17 protein-coding genes are annotated in these 16,942 nt (G+C 66.0%); 6 read left to right on the forward strand and 11 right to left on the reverse strand.

The genetic code is table 11. The features are described 5' to 3' along the window. Nucleotides 1–8 precede the first annotated feature (8 nt). Genes CAFEL_RS07130 through gdhA form a run of 9 tightly spaced genes read right to left on the reverse strand, consistent with a single transcriptional unit; the run spans nt 9 to nt 7,117 of the window. Nucleotides 9–494, reverse strand: a complete 486-nt coding sequence (locus CAFEL_RS07130; RefSeq protein ID WP_194559499.1) for a CAP domain-containing protein — start codon at nt 492–494, stop codon at nt 9–11. After that, nucleotides 491–775: an acylphosphatase gene (locus CAFEL_RS07135; protein WP_194559500.1), complete on the reverse strand. Its 285-nt coding sequence runs from the start codon at nt 773–775 to the stop codon at nt 491–493. Before CAFEL_RS07135 ends, CAFEL_RS07130 begins: the two co-directional genes overlap by 4 nt. A gap of 27 nt (nt 776–802) precedes the next feature. Then, nucleotides 803–2,305 carry an alanine/glycine:cation symporter family protein gene (locus CAFEL_RS07140; protein WP_194559501.1) on the reverse strand — a complete coding sequence of 501 codons (1,503 nt, stop codon included), beginning with the start codon at nt 2,303–2,305 and terminating at the stop codon, nt 803–805. A gap of 53 nt (nt 2,306–2,358) precedes the next feature. Continuing rightward, nucleotides 2,359–2,865, reverse strand: coding sequence for a flavin reductase family protein (locus tag CAFEL_RS07145; protein WP_194559502.1), 507 nt, complete (start codon nt 2,863–2,865; stop codon nt 2,359–2,361). A 22-nt stretch (nt 2,866–2,887) separates the two neighbouring features. Continuing rightward, nucleotides 2,888–3,709 (reverse strand): bifunctional DNA-formamidopyrimidine glycosylase/DNA-(apurinic or apyrimidinic site) lyase, encoded by an 822-nt coding sequence (gene mutM, locus CAFEL_RS07150; protein WP_194559503.1) that lies wholly within the window; start codon nt 3,707–3,709, stop codon nt 2,888–2,890. Continuing rightward, a complete protein-coding gene (rnc, locus tag CAFEL_RS07155; RefSeq protein WP_194559504.1) occupies nt 3,702–4,469 on the reverse strand; it encodes a ribonuclease III in 768 nt (255 codons plus the stop codon). The genes mutM and rnc overlap by 8 nt, the downstream gene beginning before the upstream one ends. Beyond that, nucleotides 4,466–5,002, reverse strand: a complete 537-nt coding sequence (locus CAFEL_RS07160) for a YceD family protein (RefSeq protein WP_194559505.1) — start codon at nt 5,000–5,002, stop codon at nt 4,466–4,468. Before CAFEL_RS07160 ends, rnc begins: the two co-directional genes overlap by 4 nt. Before the next feature lie 19 nt (nt 5,003–5,021). Next, nucleotides 5,022–5,744: a DivIVA domain-containing protein gene (locus CAFEL_RS07165; protein WP_194559506.1), complete on the reverse strand. Its 723-nt coding sequence runs from the start codon at nt 5,742–5,744 to the stop codon at nt 5,022–5,024. 26 nt (nt 5,745–5,770) lie between these two features. Continuing rightward, nucleotides 5,771–7,117 carry an NADP-specific glutamate dehydrogenase gene (gdhA, locus tag CAFEL_RS07170; protein WP_194559507.1) on the reverse strand — a complete coding sequence of 449 codons (1,347 nt, stop codon included), beginning with the start codon at nt 7,115–7,117 and terminating at the stop codon, nt 5,771–5,773. A gap of 100 nt (nt 7,118–7,217) precedes the next feature. Here gdhA and CAFEL_RS07175 point away from each other — a divergent pair, with 100 nt between their 5' ends. Then, nucleotides 7,218–8,342: a glycerate kinase family protein gene (locus CAFEL_RS07175; protein WP_194559508.1), complete on the forward strand. Its 1,125-nt coding sequence runs from the start codon at nt 7,218–7,220 to the stop codon at nt 8,340–8,342. Here the strand turns inward: CAFEL_RS07175 and CAFEL_RS07180 are convergent. Next, nucleotides 8,312–8,701, reverse strand: coding sequence for a hypothetical protein (locus CAFEL_RS07180; protein WP_194559509.1), 390 nt, complete (start codon nt 8,699–8,701; stop codon nt 8,312–8,314). The two genes, CAFEL_RS07175 and CAFEL_RS07180, sit on opposite strands and share 31 nt — an antisense overlap. 31 nt (nt 8,702–8,732) lie before the next feature. Here CAFEL_RS07180 and CAFEL_RS07185 point away from each other — a divergent pair, with 31 nt between their 5' ends. The 3 genes from CAFEL_RS07185 to CAFEL_RS07195 are packed head-to-tail and all read left to right on the forward strand — an operon-like array spanning nt 8,733 to nt 13,774. Then, entirely contained in the window at nt 8,733–10,073 is a 1,341-nt protein-coding gene (locus CAFEL_RS07185) for a DUF4921 family protein (RefSeq protein WP_228496176.1), read from the forward strand. 3 nt (nt 10,074–10,076) lie between these two features. After that, nucleotides 10,077–11,330, forward strand: a complete 1,254-nt coding sequence (locus CAFEL_RS07190) for an amidohydrolase (RefSeq protein ID WP_194559510.1) — start codon at nt 10,077–10,079, stop codon at nt 11,328–11,330. 59 nt (nt 11,331–11,389) lie between these two features. Beyond that, nucleotides 11,390–13,774: a glycogen/starch/alpha-glucan phosphorylase gene (locus tag CAFEL_RS07195; RefSeq protein ID WP_194559511.1), complete on the forward strand. Its 2,385-nt coding sequence runs from the start codon at nt 11,390–11,392 to the stop codon at nt 13,772–13,774. Here the strand turns inward: CAFEL_RS07195 and CAFEL_RS07200 are convergent, their stop codons facing one another. Continuing rightward, nucleotides 13,775–14,233, reverse strand: coding sequence for a GNAT family N-acetyltransferase (locus CAFEL_RS07200; RefSeq protein ID WP_194559512.1), 459 nt, complete (start codon nt 14,231–14,233; stop codon nt 13,775–13,777). A 29-nt stretch (nt 14,234–14,262) separates the two neighbouring features. Here CAFEL_RS07200 and CAFEL_RS07205 point away from each other — a divergent pair, with 29 nt between their 5' ends. Together CAFEL_RS07205 and CAFEL_RS07210 are read left to right on the forward strand one after the other, a co-directional pair. Continuing rightward, nucleotides 14,263–16,104, forward strand: a complete 1,842-nt coding sequence (locus tag CAFEL_RS07205; RefSeq protein ID WP_194559513.1) for a chorismate-binding protein — start codon at nt 14,263–14,265, stop codon at nt 16,102–16,104. Next, entirely contained in the window at nt 16,097–16,837 is a 741-nt protein-coding gene (locus tag CAFEL_RS07210; RefSeq protein WP_194559514.1) for an aminotransferase class IV, read from the forward strand. Before CAFEL_RS07205 ends, CAFEL_RS07210 begins: the two co-directional genes overlap by 8 nt. Nucleotides 16,838–16,942: the final 105 nt, after the last annotated feature.

Genomic DNA, 16,942 nt, shown 5'->3' on the forward strand with positions numbered 1-16,942 from the left:
CGCGTTGGCTAGCGCGCCTGCATGACCACGATGTAGCCCCAGCCGCGTCCCGCCACGTAGCCGTGGGCCGCGCCGATGCCCACCGCACGCGCGTTGGACAGCATGTTGCGGTTGTGTCCCGGCGAGGTGCGCCACTGCTCAAACGCCGCCTCCGGGCTGTGCGAGCTGAAGCCTATGTTCTCGTACACGTTGGCGTCCGAGTGGCGGAAGCTGTTCGTGCGGCTGAGCTCCTCGGCCCACGCCTGCGCTTGCGCGTCCAACTGGCCGCTTCGCAGCCACGGCAGGCGGCCGTTTTGGATGCGGTAGAAGTTGATGTTGCGGTAGGTTTTCGCCCGCGATGCTTCCGCCACGTCCCACGGCAGACCGGGATCGTACTGCCGGTTAGGCAGGCTGCTCATGGACGCGAAGCTGGAGGATAAGTCCTGCGCTTGCGCAGGCGCCGGGACCGCTGCAAATGCCACTGCCGCAGCGGTTGCCGCAATTCGCTTCTTCATCGTTCCTCAAACCCTTCCGCGCCCTTCGGCTCCCCGAATTGCGCCTGGACGTGCTCCACATTCCCCGGACGATCCGCACTCGAAGGCTGTTCTTCAAGAAGAGCTTTTAGCTTTGCGACGTCACCTTCGGCCCCCTCCGCAACCACCTCTACCCTGCCATCAGAAAGGTTCTTCGCGTAGCCGGCAAGCCCCAGCTCGAGTGCGCGGGAGCGGGTCCACCAGCGAAATCCGACGCCTTGGACGGTGCCGCGGACGTGAGCGGTCATGCGTGTATCTGTCATGCCGCCCAAGCGTAGCGCCGTCGAACGCTAGTCGTTGCTGTAATCCGCCACGGTGCGGTCATCTTCGCTGCGGCGGGTCACCGGGTCCGAGCCGTCCCAGAACTCCACGTTCTTCAGCTCCGGGAGCATGTCGCGGTGGAACACCGGGTCGATGCCCTTGCGGCGCTGGTCGTTGAAGTTCTTCAGCAGCTTCAGCACCACGCCGCCGAGCGGGATGATTGCGACGATGTTGAAGATGGCCAGCAGGCCGGCCATGGTGTCGCCGAGGGCCCACACGAGTGGGACGGAGCCGAACGCGCCGAAGATGACAAATCCGATGACAACAATGCGGAAGACGTTGAGCGCGGATTTGGATTCGGTGAGGTACTCCAGGTTGGTTTGCGCGAGGTAGTAGTTGCCGATCACGGAGGAAAACGCCAGGAAGAACAGAATGGCCGTGATGGCGTGGGCGCTCCAGTCGCCCAAGGAATCAGCCAGCGCGGACTGGGTCAGGGAGACGCCCTGCACATCGTCCTTGCCGTAGGACACGGCCGGGCCAAGCAGCACAATAAAGGCGGTGATGGTGCACACGAGCAGCGTGTCAAAGTACACGCCGAGGGTTTGCACCAGGCCCTGCTTGACCGGGTGGGACACGGTCGCAGAGGCAGCTGCGTTCGGAGCGGAGCCCATGCCGGCCTCGTTGGAGAACAGACCGCGGCGCATGCCCTGCGTAAACGCGAGCCAGACCCCGGCGCCGGCGACTTCCTTCAAGCCCAACGCATGGGTGACAATCAGCTCGAACATGGCGGGGATCTCGCGCCAGTTCACCACGAGTACCACCACGCCCATGATGATGTAGGCGCCGGCCATAAACGGCACAATCACCTGCGTCCACGATGCGATACGCGTCACGCCGCCGAAGATGACCAGTGCGGTGAGGATCGCCAGCACACCGGCGACCGCGCATTTGACCAGCGCGGAGTCGTTGCCCACGGAGGTTTCAATCGCCGCGGTGATGGAGTTGGTCTGGATGGCGTTGTAGACGAAGCCGTAGGTCAGCGCCAAAAAGGCGGAGAACAGCACGGCCAGTGGCCTCCAACCCAGGCCGCGCGTCATGTAGTAGGCGGGCCCGCCGTGGTAGTTGCCTTCCGCGTCCTTGGTCTTCCACAGCTGCGCCAGGGTGGACTCGACAAACGCGGTGGCGCCGCCGAGCAGTGCAAGCAGCCACATCCAGAACACTGCACCGGGCCCGCCGATGGAGATCGCCAGCGCCACGCCGGCGATGTTGCCGGTGCCCACGCGCGAGGCGGCGGAGATGGTAAACGCCTTGAACGCGGATACGCCACCGTATTCTTCGTCGAGGTCGCGGCCCTCGCGGTCCTTGCCCTTGGGCGTCTCGGCGACGGCCCTGAGCATGTCCGGTATGAGTCGGATTTGAACGAACAGTGTGCGGAATCCGAAGTAGACGCCGGCGGCGATGAGGAACACCGGGACGATGTTCCACAGCACGCCGTTGAGCGAATCTTCGACGAAGGTGGTGGCTGTTTCCATGGCGGGCAGTGTATCCGCAGGTTGCCCACATCACACAACTAGAGGCTTTTGACCTACCCCTCCACCACCGGGGTGCACACCTCGCCGGGTGCAATCGCACCATGGGTGCCAAACTCGCGCTGCCAGTACAGCAGCGGGCAGTTGGTGTTCACATCCGTGTTCTCCACGTTCACCAGCACAAGTACGTGGTCGCCCGCAGCGATCATCTGCGCAACACGCCCGGCCACCCACGTGTGGTTGCCGGCCAGCTGCGGCGCACCGTCGGCCATCACCCACTCCACCCCCGCGAAGCGGTCCACCCCCTTCGTGGCGAAGCGCCGTGCCAGCACGTTCTGCTCGGTGGAGAGCACATTAATGCCTATCGACGCCCCTTCGGCCAACGACGCCAACAGCGACGACCTTTGATCCAGCGAGACCAGCACCATCGGCGGATCCAGCGATAGGGACATGAAGGCGCTGACGGTGGTGCCGTGCGGGTCCGTCGCGGAACCGGTGGTCACGATCGCCACTGCGGCAGCCAGCTGGCTCATTGCGTCTTTGAATGCTGACTGATCAACCATGTCGCACCACCGTACTCGCGCGCTACAACACCTGGCATGCCGGGCAGAAGTAGCTGGAACGCCCGCCGACCACAACGCGCTCGATCGGGGTGCCGCAGCGGGCGCAGGGTTTGCCCGCCTGCCCGTAGGCGTTGAGCGAGCGGGAGAAATACCCGGACGCGCCGTTGACGTTGACGTACAGGGCATCGAAGCTCGTGCCACCCTGCTCCAGCGAGCGGGCCATCACCTCGCGCGAGGCATCCAGCACCGCCTCCGCGTCGCGCTGACGCATGGTCTTCGCGCTGCGCCAAGGCTTCAGGCCCGCGGCCCACATCGCCTCGTCGGCGTAGATGGATCCGATGCCGCTGACCACCTCCTGGTTCAGCAGCACATTTTTCAACGGCGATTTTCTCCGCCGCATCGCCCGGGCAGTCTCGCGGACGTCGAAGTCGGGCTCGAACGGGTCGGGGGCGATGTGGAGGGCGGGGTGCGGGATGCCGCCCACAAGCTGGGTGTACTGCCAGAACCCAAAAGTTCGCTGGTCCACAAAATCCAGCTCCACCTCCCCCACGTCCGCGCGGATGCGCAGGTGCGGCGAGGTGACGGTGCCATGTTTGGCCACGAGCATCTGCCCGCTCATGCGCAAGTGCACGAGCAGCGCCGCGCCGTCGCTGAGCGTGAACCACATGTATTTGCCGCGCCGGCCCGTGCCAGTAATCGTGAGCCCAGGCAGCGTGGCCTCCAAGTCCACGGTGTTGCCGCGCGCGGCGCGGGGGTGCAGCACCTCTACCCGCTGAAACGTGCGGCCGACCACGTGCTGGTCCAGCCCGCGGCGCACCACCTCAACTTCGGGCAGCTCAGGCATTGCCGCGAACGGCCTCCGCCGCGTGGTCGCGCAGGTACAGCACCGCCTGGTGGGCCGCCTCCTGCTCCGCCAGCTTCTTGTTCGGTCCGGTGCCGGTGCCGCGGGCGACGCCGCCCACCAGCGCCTGCGCCGTAAACGTCTGGTTGTGCTCGGGGCCTTCCGCCTCGGAGACGTACTCCGCCACCGGCAGTTTCAGCTCCGCCAGGCGCACCTGCAGGTCAGTCTTCCAGTCGTGGTGTTTTTTGTTGACGGTGGCGGTGCGGAGCTTTTCGTCGAAAAGCTTGAGTATCACATCGCGCGCCGGCTCGAAGCCGTGCTGCAGGTAGATCGCGCCGAAGATCGCCTCGGTGGTGTCCGCGAGGATCGACTCTTTCTCGCGGCCGCCGGTGAGCTCTTCGCCTTTGCCGATGAGCACGTGCGAGCCCAGTTCGATGTCGCGGGCGATGTCGGCCAGGCCGTAGCGCGAGACGATCGCAGCGCGCATCGGCGACAGGTCCGACTCCGGGCGCGAGGGGTACAGCTCGAACAGCTTGGTGGCAACGGACAGGCCCAGCACGGCATCGCCGACGAACTCCAAGCGCTCGTTGTTGGGCAGGTGGCCGTGCTCGTTGGCGAACGAGCGGTGGGTCAGCGCGAGCTTCAGGCTCTCGCGCTCGATGTCCACGCCGAGGTGCGCAATGAGCGGGGCGTGGTCGACGGCGTCAAACGCCTGCTCCCACAGCTCGTCCGCGTTGGCTTTGTTCTTCTTCGAGCGGCTCACAGGAACTTCTCCAGGCCGGCCCAGCGTGGGTCGACCAGGTTGTTCTCCTCGCCCTCGACCGCGTCCGGGGCCGGCACGTCGGTGTCGCCCTCGCACTCCGGCTCGCAGGTGGGATTGAACGGCCAGTTCATACCGGCCTCGTCCACGAACGCCTGCTCCAGGTCCACGGTGCCGTCGACAACCTTGCGGATCTCGTCGCCGGAGCCCTGGTCCTCGTCTTCCTCGCTGTCGCCGGTGATGAAGTCGTCGGAGGCAGAAAACACCTCGGAAATGCGCAGCGTCTCTGTCGGGGTGAGTGCCTTCAGGCAGCGCACACACTGGCCCTCAAGCTGCGCCGTGGCGGTGGCATCCACCATCACTCCGGAGCCGAGCGGGATCAGCGTCGCCTCAATTTCAACCTCGCGTCCCTCAGGGATCGCGATCATCTCGGGGCCGATGCGCGCCGGGGACGGGCCCGTCTGCGTCACAGTCTCTGGGGTGCCGTCGCCGCCGAGGACTTCGCTTACGTCGAATACGAAAGGGTTGGTAGACATAGCGGCCACAGACTACCCGTTAGTACTCGTCGCGGCGGCCGCGAGCCGCCGCACCTGCGGCACCGGCACCGCGGCGCAGCGCGGAACGGTCGGAGGAGACGGTCTGCAGCACGCCCCGCAGCCCGTCTTCGAACTCGGCGAGCTTGGAATCGACATAGTCGTCGCACTCGGAGCGCAGGCGGTTGGACTCGGCGGTCGCCTCGTCCACCAGGCGGTGCGCCTCCTCGTCGGCGCGGCGCATGACCTCGGACTCGGAGATCAGACGCTCCTGCTCCGCCAGGCCCTTGTCCACGGTGCGCTGGTACTCGGCGTTGCCGGACTCGACAATGTTGTCGGCCTCGCGCTGCGCGTTGGTCACGGTCATCTCGGCCACGTTCTGCGCCTGGGTGACCATCATGTTGGATTCTTCTTCCGCGTCGGTGACCAGGTTGGTCGCGCGCGCCTGCGCGTCAGAGAGCATCGACTCGGACTCGGAGTGCGCGTCGGAGACGATGCGGCGGGCATCCTCCTCGGCGTCGCCGACGAGCATGTCGGCGCGGTCCTGCGCCCCGCGCAGGATCTCGTCCTGCTTGTCCAGCACGTCCTGCGCGTCGTCCAAGTCGACGGGCAGGGCGTTCCGGAGGTCGTCGAGAAGCCCGAGCATCTCGTTGCGGGGAACCATGCAATTAGAGGTCATAGGCACGCCGTAGGCCTGCTCCAGGGTTTGAACTAGCTCATCCAGGGCTTCAAAAACGCGGTACATGGTGCCTAAGCGTACCCGCTAGAGCGCTAAATCACGCCCTGAGCGAGCATCGCGTCGGCCACCTTTTTAAAACCGGCGATATTTGCGCCGATGACGTAGTCGCCCGCGCGGTCGTATTCCTCGGCGGTGTTCTTGGTCACCTTGAAGATGTTGGACATGATCTGGTGCAGACGGTCGTCCGTGTAATCGAAGGACCAGGAGTCGCGCGAGGCGTTCTGCTGCATCTCCAAAGCAGAGGTGGCTACACCGCCGGCGTTAGCGGCCTTACCTGGGCCGAAGCACACGCCGCGGTTGCGGAAGACCTCGATCGCCTCGGCGGTAGACGGCATGTTCGCTCCCTCGGCGACGTAGCGCACACCATTGTCAACCAGGGTGCGCGCGTGGTCGCCACCCAGCTCGTTTTGCGTCGCGCACGGCAGCGCCACATCGGCCTTGAGGTCCCAGATGGAACCGTCGGCGTGGAAGGTCGCGCCGGTGGTTTCCTCCGCGTACTCGGACACGCGCCCGCGGCGCTTCTCCTTGATGTCCTGGACGAGCTCGATGTCCACGCCATTGGGGGTCTCCACCCAGCCGGAGGAATCGGAGAAGCCGACAACGGTCGCCCCGAGTTCCTGCGCCTTCTGCATGGCATAGATTGCAACGTTGCCGGAGCCGGAGACGATCACCTTGGCGCCGTCGATGGATTCGTTGTTGGCCTTCATCATCTCGTTGGTGAAGTACACGCAGCCGTAGCCGGTGGCCTCTTTACGCACCAGGGAGCCGCCCCAGGTCAGACCCTTGCCGGTGAGCACACCCGATTCGTGCTGGTCCACCAGGCGGCGGTACTGGCCGAACAGGTAGCCGATCTCGCGGCCGCCCACGCCGATGTCGCCGGCGGGCACGTCGCGGTACTCGCCGATGTGGCGCCACAGCTCAGTCATGAAGGACTGGCAAAAGCGCATGATTTCCCCGTCGGAGCGGCCCTTCGGGTCGAAGTCGGAGCCGCCCTTGCCGCCGCCGATGGGCAGGCCGGTCAGGGAGTTTTTGAAGATCTGCTCGAAGCCGAGGAACTTGATAATGCCCAGGTTCACGCTCGGGTGGAAGCGCAGCCCGCCTTTGTAGGGGCCGAGCGCGGAGTTGAACTGGACGCGGAAGCCGCGGTTGACGCGCACATTGTTGTCGTCGTCCAGCCAGGGCACCCGGAAGATGATCTGGCGCTCCGGCTCGCAGAGGCGCTCGATCAGCCCGTAGTCCGCGTAGTGCGGGTCTTTCTCCAGCACGATCTTCAGCGAATCCAGTACCTCGGCCACTGCCTGGTGGAACTCCGGCTCGCCCGCGTTGCGCTCCAGCAGCTTTTGATAGTAACCGGCAACTTCTTGATCAATCGCGCTCATTGGGCGTGGCCTCCGATATCTATAGCTATGCAGAATTCTGTACCGGACAAACTTTACAACACCGTTCGGCCGCTCGTCGCCGGCAGCTAGAATCTCCCCCATGTCTTCTCCGCTCGACGCAGTTCCGTCGCCCAAAATCGTTGTCGCTCCGGATTCGTTCAAGTCCACCGCCACAGCCGCCGAGGCCGCAGAATGGCTCGCCGAAGGCGTTCGCTCCGTCATCCGCGACGCGCACATCGTGCTCACCCCCATGGCGGACGGTGGCGAGGGCACTTCGTCGCTGTTCGAAGGCGAGCGCATTTGCTTGCCGACGACTACCGCAGCCGGCCGCCTCACCGAGGCGGAGTACACCTTCCACGCCCCGAGCAAAACTGCCTACATCGACGTCGCCGCCGCCTCGGGCCTGCCCGCGGTGGATGAGCCGGTGCCGCTGACCGGCGACACGTACGGCACCGGCGTGCTTATCGCGGACGCGCAGACCCGCGGCGCCGAGCGCATCGTGCTGGGCCTTGGGGGCACCGCAACGATCGACGGCGGCACCGGCATCCTCGTCGCCCTTGGCATCAACCCCCTAGACCAGGCCGGCTACCAGCTCAAGCCCGGCGGCGCGTTGGAGCAGCTGGCTCACTTCGACACCGCGAAGGTCAACGTCCCCGCCGGCGCCGTGGAGTGGGTCCTACTCACGGACACCACCGCACCGGCCACCGGCCCGCAGGGCGCGGCGCACGTGTTCGGCCCGCAGAAGGGCGCGACTAGAGACGACATCGAGGTGCTCGACCGGGGCCTGGCGCGTCTGTGCGAGGTCGCGGACGTGGACCCGGCAACCCCAGGCTTCGGCGCTGCGGGAGGCGTGGGCATCGGCATCACGTGGCTGTCCACCATGCTCCACGGGGACTCATCCCACGTGCACATCCTGCCCGGCGCGCGCGTGGTGGCGGACTCCAACGGCCTCGCGGAGCAGGTCGCAGGCGCAGCTCTCGTGATCACCGGCGAGGGCCGCTTCGACGGGCAAACCGGCACCGGCAAGGTCGCCTCCGTGGTCGGCGAGCTGGCCCGCGAGGCCGACTCTGTGTTTGCCGTGGCCGCTGGCCGTTTCGACGAGCAGCCGGACGCGGGCACCATCGCGGTCACTCTCCCGGAGACCGACAACGTGCGCGAGCAGCTCACCCAGGCCGGCGCAGAGATCGCCGTTGCCTACCTCAACACCTCTACGGTCCAGGGGTAGATCGAGGGTGACTCGAAGCGGTCCTGATCCTCGAGCATCACCGGGTCGCGCGGCAGGTCCACCTTCGGGGTGAGGATGCGCGACAGGCCCATGGCGAGGCGGTTGAGGCTGTCCGCGCCTTCGGGCGTGATGCTGTAGCGAAACACTTCTGCTTCCGCGGGGTCTTCGCCCCGGTCCCGCTCGTAGGTTTCGGCCAGCTGCGCGCGCACGGAGTCGTCGATTAGCACCTGCTCCATTTCCACCGTGCCCGCGGTGAGCTTCTCGCGGTGCACGAGGATGTCGAGTGCGCGCTGAAATACCTCTTTGACCTCGCCGGCGACGGTGGGCGGGACGAGGACGTCGAATTGGATCACAGACATGCGCTCAAGGCTAACCGGTATGGTTGCGTGCATGTCTAACCCCACCGTGAATCCAGCGCACTCGTACCACGTTGCGCTGCGAACCATGGCGGACGGGACCTTAAAGCAGGTCAATCCGTTCTCCGGCACGGAAGTGTGGACAGTTCCAGGCCGCGGCAACAGGCCCCTTACCGCCACAGGCGCCCCGCCTGAGCTCTTGGGACCCGGCGCGCACACGGACACCTGCAATTTCTGCGAAGCGCGCAAACTGCGCACCCCGCCGGAGAAGTCGCGGCTGGTCGCCGACGGCGAGGGGTTTGCCATCCTGCGCGACGCCATGCCCGACGAGTTAGACAACACAGTCGCGGAGTTTCGGCGGGTGCCCAACCTGTTCGAGATCGTCTCCTACGACTATTGGCAGAAAAACTACGGCTACGAAATGCCCGTGGCGCGCCGCAGCCACATGGAGCGCTACCTGGCGGATCCCGCCGGGCGCGAGCATGTGCTGGAGACCGTGCGCACGCGGCTGGCCGCGGCCGGCCAGGATCCCGACAAGCCGGAAGACGAGCTGCTGCAGCTGGCCCCGGCTTACTTCGGCGGCGGCCACGACGTGATCATCGGCCGGCGCCACTTCGAAGACGGTGCAACGCGCTCCAACCAGCTCGCCGGCTCCGGGTCGCTGACCCCGGAGGAGCACTACCGCTTCATCGCGTTCACCGTGGATTCGCTGCGCGACCTAGTGGAGCAGCACACCTACGCCCGCTACGTGGTGGTGTTCCAAAACTGGCTTTCGCCCGCCGGCGCCTCGTTCGAGCACCTGCACAAGCAGCTGGTGGCCATCGACGAGCGCGGTGTCAACGCCGAGACCGAAACGGCGAAGCTGCGCCAGAATTTGAACCTGTACAACGACTGGGGCGTCAACCACGCGTTCTACCAAAACCTGGTCATCGCGGAGAACGACCACGCCATCCTCACCGCCGGCGTGGGCCACCGCTACCCCACCATGACGGTGTACTCGAAGTCCCGCGTCAGCGAGCCGTGGGAGCACACGGACGAGGAAATCCGCGCGGTCTCCGACCTGCTGCACGCAGCCCACGCCGCCACCGGCGGGCAGGTACCCACAAACGAGGAGTGGCACTACCGCCCCGTGGACCTGGACGTGCCTATGCCGTGGCGCATCAACTTGAAATGGCGCATTTCCACTCTTGCCGGCTTCGAGGGCGGCACGCAGGTTTACGTGAACACGCTCTCGCCGTTCGACATGCGCGACCGCGCCACGGCTGCACTTCGCACCTTGCGTAGCGACGGACACGTGGCCCCCTCCCTTCGCATCGCCGAGGAATGCACCCCGGAACCGAACCTTTTGCGTTATAACCCAAATTTGGAGAGATGACATTTGAGTAATATTTCCGAGATTTTGCGCTCCTACTCCGTAGACGAGGTGTGGCAGCGCCGCCTCTACGAGCTGCTGCACGCCAACCCGGAACTGTCCATGCAGGAGGAGGAGACCTACAGCCGTTTGATGATGGAGCTGTCGCGGTTCGACTGCGAGGTCATCGCCCCCATCGGCAAGTTCGGCATCTGCGCCGTCTTCGAAAACGGCGAGGGCCCGACCGTGATGCACCGCGCGGACTTCGACGGCTTGCCGGTGGCCGAGCAGACCGGCGCGCCGTACGCATCCCACAAGGTGGCCAAGACTCCCGACGGGCAGACCGTGGGCACCATGCACGCCTGCGGCCACGACATCCACACCACCGCGCTGCTGAGCATGTGCGACTTTTTGGACAACACCCGTGAGCAGTGGTCCGGCACCTTTATCGCCTTGTTCCAGCCCGGCGAGGAGATCGGCGCGGGCGCCCAGGACATGGCCGACGGCGGCCTGACCGAGAAGGTGCCCACCCCGGACGTGGTCTTCGGCCAGCATGTCATGCCGGGCCGCGCCGGCTTAGTGATGTCCAAGCCGGGCCCGCAGTTCGCCGCCTGCGACTCCATCCGCATCAAAATCCCGGGCCGCGCCGCTCACGGCTCCATGCCGCACAACGCCATCGACCCCACCTACACCGCGGCGATGATCATTGCCCGCCTGCAGGCGATCGTGGGCCGCGAGGTGGACCCGGCGGACTTCGCCGTGGTCACCGTGGCCAGCATGCACGCCGGCACCACCAACAACATCATCCCGGGCGAGGCGGAGCTGGTGCTCAACTGCCGCTTCTACTCCGACCGGGTCAAGGCGAAGGTCTACTCCGCCATCAAGCGCGTGGTCCACGCCGAGGTGCTGGCCTCCGGCTCGTTGGACCAGGCCATGATCTCCTTTTTCGCCCACGGCGAGCTGCTGGACAACGACGAGGAGGTCTTCACCCGCGTGCGCGAGCAGTTCGACGGCGTCTTCGGCGACGCGTCTGTCACCGCCGACCCGAAGACCGTGTCCGAGGACTTCCCCGTCATCGGCCAGGCCTACGGCGCGCCGTACTTCTTCTGGCTCGTCGGCTGCACACCCCACGACGTGTGGGATAAGGCGGTGGAGGAAGACCGCGTCGGCGAGGACGTACCCGTCAACCACATGTCCACCTTCCTGCCGGAGTACGAACCCACCATCGACGCCTCCACCCGCGCAGGACTGACCGCGGCGCTGAGCTACCTGGCCAAGTAACGCGGCCGCACGATCCGGTCACCTGCGCACACCCCGGAGCGCCGGTACGCTCGGGAGACATGACTGCATCTCAGCCAGCATTCGAGCAGACCGTCGAGGGCCACGTCCGCAGCTTCTCCGGCCGCGCGCCGCAAGACTCCACGGTGAAGAAGTTCTGGACGGGGCTTTCCGCCGCCACTGTCGAGCAGATCGCCGACAACTGGGCGAAAACCCGCAACACCTACAAGGCCAGCCGCCGTGCGGCGTACTTCTCGGCGGAATTCCTGGAGGGGCGGGCGCTGCTGAATAACCTGACTAACCTTGGGCTCGTCGATAAGGCGAGTGCAATTGCGGAGGCCAACGGCTTCGAGCTTTCGGACGTGCTGGAGGCTGAGCACGACGCCGCCCTGGGCAACGGCGGCCTTGGGCGCCTGGCCGCCTGCTTCCTCGATTCCGCCGCCGAGCAGGACTTCCCGCTGACCGGCTACGGCCTGCTCTACCGCTACGGACTGTTCCGCCAGGAGTTCGAGGACGGCTTCCAGCGCGAGCACCCGGACGCGTGGAAGGAGTCGTTCTACCCCTTCATCATCCGCCGCGGCTCCGAGCAGCGCATTGTGAAGTTCGACGACATGCACGTGCGCGCCATCCCGTACGACATGCCGATCACCGGCTACGGCACCGACAACGTGGGCACGCTGCGCCTGTGGGATGCCTCCCCGATCGCCGAGTTCGACTACGACGCGTTCAACTCCCAGCGCTTCGCCGACGCGATCCTTGAGCGCGAGGCGGTCCACGACATCACGCGCGTGCTCTACCCCAACGATTCCACCTACGCCGGCAAGCTGCTGCGCGTGCGCCAGCAGTACTTCTTCTGCTCGGCGTCGCTGCAGGAGCTCATCGACGATTACATCGCAGCCCACGGCGACGACCTGCGCGACTTCCACAAGTACAACTCCATCCAGCTCAACGACACCCACCCGGTGCTGGGCATTCCGGAGCTGATGCGCCTGCTTATGGACGAACACGGCCTCGGCTGGGACGAAGCCTGGGAGGTGACCACCCACACGTTCGCCTACACCAACCACACGGTGCTGCAGGAGGCGCTGGAGACGTGGGAGGAGTCCATCTTCAAGCAGCTGTTCTGGCGCATCTGGGAGATCGTGGAGGAAATCGACCGCCGCTACCGCCTGGACATGGAGTCCCGCAGCGTGGACGCGGAGACGGCCCACCACTACTCCCCAGTGCACGACGGGCGCGTGCACATGGCGTGGATCGCCTGCTACGCCTCCTACTCCGTCAATGGCGTGGCGGCGCTGCACACCGAGATCATCAAACGCGACACCCTCGGCTTCTGGCACGGCCTGTACCCAGAGCGCTTCAACAACAAAACCAACGGTGTAACCCCGCGCCGCTGGCTGCGCATGTGCAACCCGCGCCTGTCTGAGCTTTTGGACCGACTCTCCGGCTCCGACGAGTGGGTCACCGACCTGGACAAGCTCAAGGAGCTTCGCCCGCTTATGGACGACCCAAAGGTGCTCAACGAGCTACGCGACATCAAGTCGGCGAACAAGCGCGACTTCGCGGAGTGGATCGCCGCCCGCCAGGGCGTGGAGATCGACCCGGACTCCATCTTTGATACGCAGATCAAGCGCCTGCACGAGTACAAGCGCCAGCTGATGAACGCGCTGTACATCCTGGATTTGTACTTCCGCATCACGGTCGACGGCGAGCGCGACATTCCCAAGCGCACCTTCATCTTCGGCGCGAAGGCCGCCCCCGGCTATGTCACCGCCAAGGGCATTATCAAGCTCATCAACACCATCGCGGAGCTGGTGAACAACGACCCGGAGGCCTCGAAGTACATCCACGTGGTGTTCGTGGAGAACTACAACGTCTCGCCTGCAGAGCAGATCATCCCGGCCACCGATGTGTCCGAGCAGATCTCCACCGCCGGCAAGGAAGCATCCGGCACGTCGAACATGAAGTTCATGATGAACGGCGCGCTCACACTGGGCACGATGGACGGCGCGAACGTGGAGATCGTCGACGCTGTCGGCGAGGACAACGCCTACATCTTCGGTGCCCGCGAGGAGGAGTTGCCGGAGCTGAAGGCGCACTACAACCCGCGCCAGGTGGCCGAGCAGACGCCGGGGCTCATGCGCGCCCTCGACGCGCTTGTGGACGGCACACTGGACGACCGCGGCACCGGCGCCTTCCACGACATCCGCGCCTCGCTTCTGGAGGACAACGGCTACGGCGAGCAGGACGTCTACTACGTCCTCGGCGATTTCGCCGCCTACCGCGAGGCCCGCGACCGCATGGCCGCGGACTACTACGCCGACCCGGACGGCTGGGCGCGGAAGTGCTGGATCAACATCTGCGAGTCCGGCCGCTTCTCCTCCGACCGCACGATCCGCGACTACGCGGAAGAGGTGTGGAAGATCGAGCCCACCCCGATTGACTAACTAGTCGCGCACCATGCGTTTCAAGGTGACGTTGTCACCCGCGTGGTGCGTTTCCTCACCGTCGAAGGCGAAGCCCTGCTTGGTGTAAAAGGCCTGGGCGCGCTCGTTGAAGTCCGCCACCCACAAGAACGCGGGCTCGCCTGGATGCACGACTGCGTTCATCAGCTCAACGGCGACGCCGGAGCCAGCGGCCTCCTCGAGCAGGTAGAGGTTGCACAGCTCCGTGCGCTCCCCGGGCACCCCGTAGGCCATGCCCACCGCTTCGCCGTCCACCTCCGCGAGGTAGACGCGGCCGTCCGGCGCGTCGAAGTACTTGGCCCACTTGCGCTCGAGGGGCGCGAAGTTGTCCAGCACCTCGTCGGCGATGTGTCCGCGGAACGCTTGCGAGCGGGAGCGGTTGTGCACGGCGGCGACAGTGGCGGCGTCTTCGGCGCGGGCTGGCCGGATTGTGGCGTCCATGCAGTTGAACGCTATACGATCTCGGCACAATGATTCTGCTCGTTGACAATTACGACTCATATACATTCAACCTCGCCCACCTGATCGCACAGGCCGCCGGCCGCGAGCCCCTCGTGGTCCCCGCGGGCGAGGCCGCTGATCTTCCTCAGCGTGTGCGCGCCGGCGAGTTCAGCCACGTGGTCATCTCCCCCGGCCCCGGCACCCCGGAGCGCGAGGAGGACTTCGGAGCGTCCCGGCGCGTCATCGAGGCAGCCGCCGACGCGGACATTCCGCTGCTCGGCGTGTGCTTGGGCCACCAGGGCTTGGCCATGCTGGCCGGTGCGGCCGTGACCCGCGCGCCGGAGCCGCGCCACGGGTTTGTCTCCACCGTCGCTCATTCCGGCGAGGGCATCTTCGCCGGCGTCCCGCAGGATTTTGAGGTGGTGCGCTACCATTCCCTTCACGTTGACGAGGTCCCCGGCATCACCGTCCACGCCCGCAGCGAGGACGGCGTGGTCCAGGCGCTCAAGGTCGACGGGCTCGACCACTGGGGTGTGCAATTCCACCCCGAGTCGGTGCTCACCCAGCACGGCGCGGCGATCATGCGCAACTTCCTCGGCGGCTGGCGCCTGATCCACCGCGAGGTGCCCGGCGCGCTCGACTGCCAGCGGGTGTTCAACGCCATCAAGCGCGACGGCAACGACGCATTCTTCCTCGACTCCGCCGACGCGCGCGGGCGTTTCTCCATCCTCGGCGACACCGCGGGAACGCTGTCGCGCTCCATGAGCTATTCGCTTGACGACGGCAACGTGCTCGACACCCTCGACGCCGAACTGTCCACCCCAGTTTTCGACGCGCCCGACCTGCCGTTTACCGGCGGGTGGATCGGGTACTTGGGCTACGAGTGCGCGCAGCTGACCATGCCGATCACGCTGCGCCACCGCTCGCCCTACCCGGACGCGTATTTCGTGCGCCCGCAGTCGTTCATCGTCTACGACCACCAAGCCGAGACTGCGCACCTGTGCGCCCTAGCGGGTGACGGCGCTACCGATCTGCTCGAACGGCTGGAGCAGGCGTTGGCGGGAACAGACGGGACCGGAGGGACGTCGATAGGCGAAGGCTCCTGGAGCAACCCGGACTACCTGGGAAGCATCGAGCGGGCCCAGGAGTTGCTGCGCGCGGGCGAGAGTTACGAGGTGTGCCTGACCGACACTTTCACCGCCGAAGCGACCGGCGATATCTACCGCCAGCTGCGCGAACAAAACCCCGCGCCGTACGCCGCACACCTCATCTTCGACGGTGTGGAGGTCGCCAGCGCCTCGCCCGAGCGCTTCCTCACCGTGCGCGGCCGCGACGTGGAGGCGAAGCCTATCAAGGGCACCATCGCCGCCGATCAGGATCCCGCGCTGCTCGACAACGCCAAAACTCGCGCCGAAAACCTCATGATCGTGGACCTGTTGCGCAACGACCTCTCCCGCGTTTGCGAGCCCGGGACCGTGCGCGTGCCCGGGCTGATGCAGGTGGAGTCGTACGCGACGGTGCACCAGTTAGTTTCCACCATCACCGGCCGCCTGCGCGAGGGCCGCACTGCCGTCGACGCGGTGCGCGCGACGTTCCCGCCCGGCTCCATGACCGGCGCGCCGAAACTGCGCACCTGCGAGATCATCGACCGCTTAGAGACCTCCCCGCGCGGCGTCTACTCCGGCGCGCTGGGCTACTTCGGCTTCGATGGCCAGGCCGACCTGTCCGTAGTCATCCGCACCGCCGTGCGCGCGGCCGACACCGTCACCGTGGGCGCGGGCGGCGCGATCGTGCTCGCCTCCGACCCCGAGTCCGAGCTTGCCGAGCGCAACCTCAAGGCCCAGTCCGTGCTGGGAGCGTTCGATGCGTAGGTACGCCTGGCGCGGCGACTTTGCCGAATGCGACGTCCCCGAAGGCCCCCTCGATGTGGCCGACTCCTGGCGCCACTCGAACGGTCGCACAAACGGGCTCGCGCGGCACCTGGAGCGTTTCGCCCGATCTGCTGGCCCGCTTCCCGACGGGTTCGTCGACAAGCTCATGCCACTGCTGCGAGACGGCGAGCTGTTTCCCCGCATCGCGCTGTCGCAGGGGCTTTTGCTTCTCGACGTCCGCCCCGCCCCTCCCCCGCGCCCCACCACCTCGCTGACCTATGCGCCTGCCCCGGACCCGCGCACCCGTCCCGAGGTGAAAGGTCCCGACTTCGCCGCATTTGGCGCATACCGTTCGCGGTACCAGGTGGAGGGCACGGACGACACGGTGATCGTCGATAAGCATGGCTCCATGCTGGAGACCACCACCGGCGCGCTCGTGATGTGGGACGGCGACACCCTCTGCGTCCCCGACGGAGTGTGGCTGCCGAGTGTGACATTGCACCAGGTTGTTTCGCGGGCTGAGCGGCGAGGTATTCGCGTGAAGCGGTGCCGCATCACGCCCGAGCTTGCCGCCGAGCGCCCCCTGTGGTTTCTCAACTCCCTGCACGGCATCAGCCCGGTCAGCGAACTGCAGGTCGGCGACACCGTGATCACTCCCCCGGCACACCCCAGCTTCAACGAGTGGCACGACTGGTGGTGGGGCGGCTTCACGGTCGAATGGCCGGGATGCTGAAAAACTAATCAACCAGGCCGAAGAAGCGGGCAACGAGTTCGACGAATAGCACCGCCGCCGCGGAACTAGCCGGGTTCAAAAACTATGCAGCTGCATAGTGGGCGG

The sequence above is a fragment of the Corynebacterium afermentans subsp. lipophilum genome, assembly GCF_030408375.1.
GTDB lineage: Bacteria > Actinomycetota > Actinomycetes > Mycobacteriales > Mycobacteriaceae > Corynebacterium > Corynebacterium lipophilum.

Excerpts from the sequence above, each read along its gene's own strand:
- CAFEL_RS07130 (WP_194559499.1), bottom strand. The coding sequence starts at position 494 with ATGAAGAAGCGAATTGCGGCAACCGCTGCGGCAGTGGCATTTGCAGCG.
- CAFEL_RS07135 (WP_194559500.1), bottom strand. The coding sequence starts at position 775 with ATGACAGATACACGCATGACCGCTCACGTCCGCGGCACCGTCCAAGGC.
- CAFEL_RS07140 (WP_194559501.1), bottom strand. The coding sequence starts at position 2,305 with ATGGAAACAGCCACCACCTTCGTCGAAGATTCGCTCAACGGCGTGCTG.
- CAFEL_RS07145 (WP_194559502.1), bottom strand. The coding sequence starts at position 2,865 with ATGGTTGATCAGTCAGCATTCAAAGACGCAATGAGCCAGCTGGCTGCC.
- mutM (WP_194559503.1), bottom strand. The coding sequence starts at position 3,709 with ATGCCTGAGCTGCCCGAAGTTGAGGTGGTGCGCCGCGGGCTGGACCAG.
- CAFEL_RS07160 (WP_194559505.1), bottom strand. The coding sequence starts at position 5,002 with ATGTCTACCAACCCTTTCGTATTCGACGTAAGCGAAGTCCTCGGCGGC.
- CAFEL_RS07165 (WP_194559506.1), bottom strand. The coding sequence starts at position 5,744 with ATGTACCGCGTTTTTGAAGCCCTGGATGAGCTAGTTCAAACCCTGGAG.
- gdhA (WP_194559507.1), bottom strand. The coding sequence starts at position 7,117 with ATGAGCGCGATTGATCAAGAAGTTGCCGGTTACTATCAAAAGCTGCTG.
- CAFEL_RS07175 (WP_194559508.1), top strand. The coding sequence starts at position 7,218 with ATGTCTTCTCCGCTCGACGCAGTTCCGTCGCCCAAAATCGTTGTCGCT.
- CAFEL_RS07180 (WP_194559509.1), bottom strand. The coding sequence starts at position 8,701 with ATGTCTGTGATCCAATTCGACGTCCTCGTCCCGCCCACCGTCGCCGGC.
- CAFEL_RS07185 (WP_228496176.1), top strand. The coding sequence starts at position 8,733 with ATGTCTAACCCCACCGTGAATCCAGCGCACTCGTACCACGTTGCGCTG.
- CAFEL_RS07195 (WP_194559511.1), top strand. The coding sequence starts at position 11,390 with ATGACTGCATCTCAGCCAGCATTCGAGCAGACCGTCGAGGGCCACGTC.
- CAFEL_RS07200 (WP_194559512.1), bottom strand. The coding sequence starts at position 14,233 with ATGGACGCCACAATCCGGCCAGCCCGCGCCGAAGACGCCGCCACTGTC.
- CAFEL_RS07205 (WP_194559513.1), top strand. The coding sequence starts at position 14,263 with ATGATTCTGCTCGTTGACAATTACGACTCATATACATTCAACCTCGCC.
- CAFEL_RS07210 (WP_194559514.1), top strand. The coding sequence starts at position 16,097 with ATGCGTAGGTACGCCTGGCGCGGCGACTTTGCCGAATGCGACGTCCCC.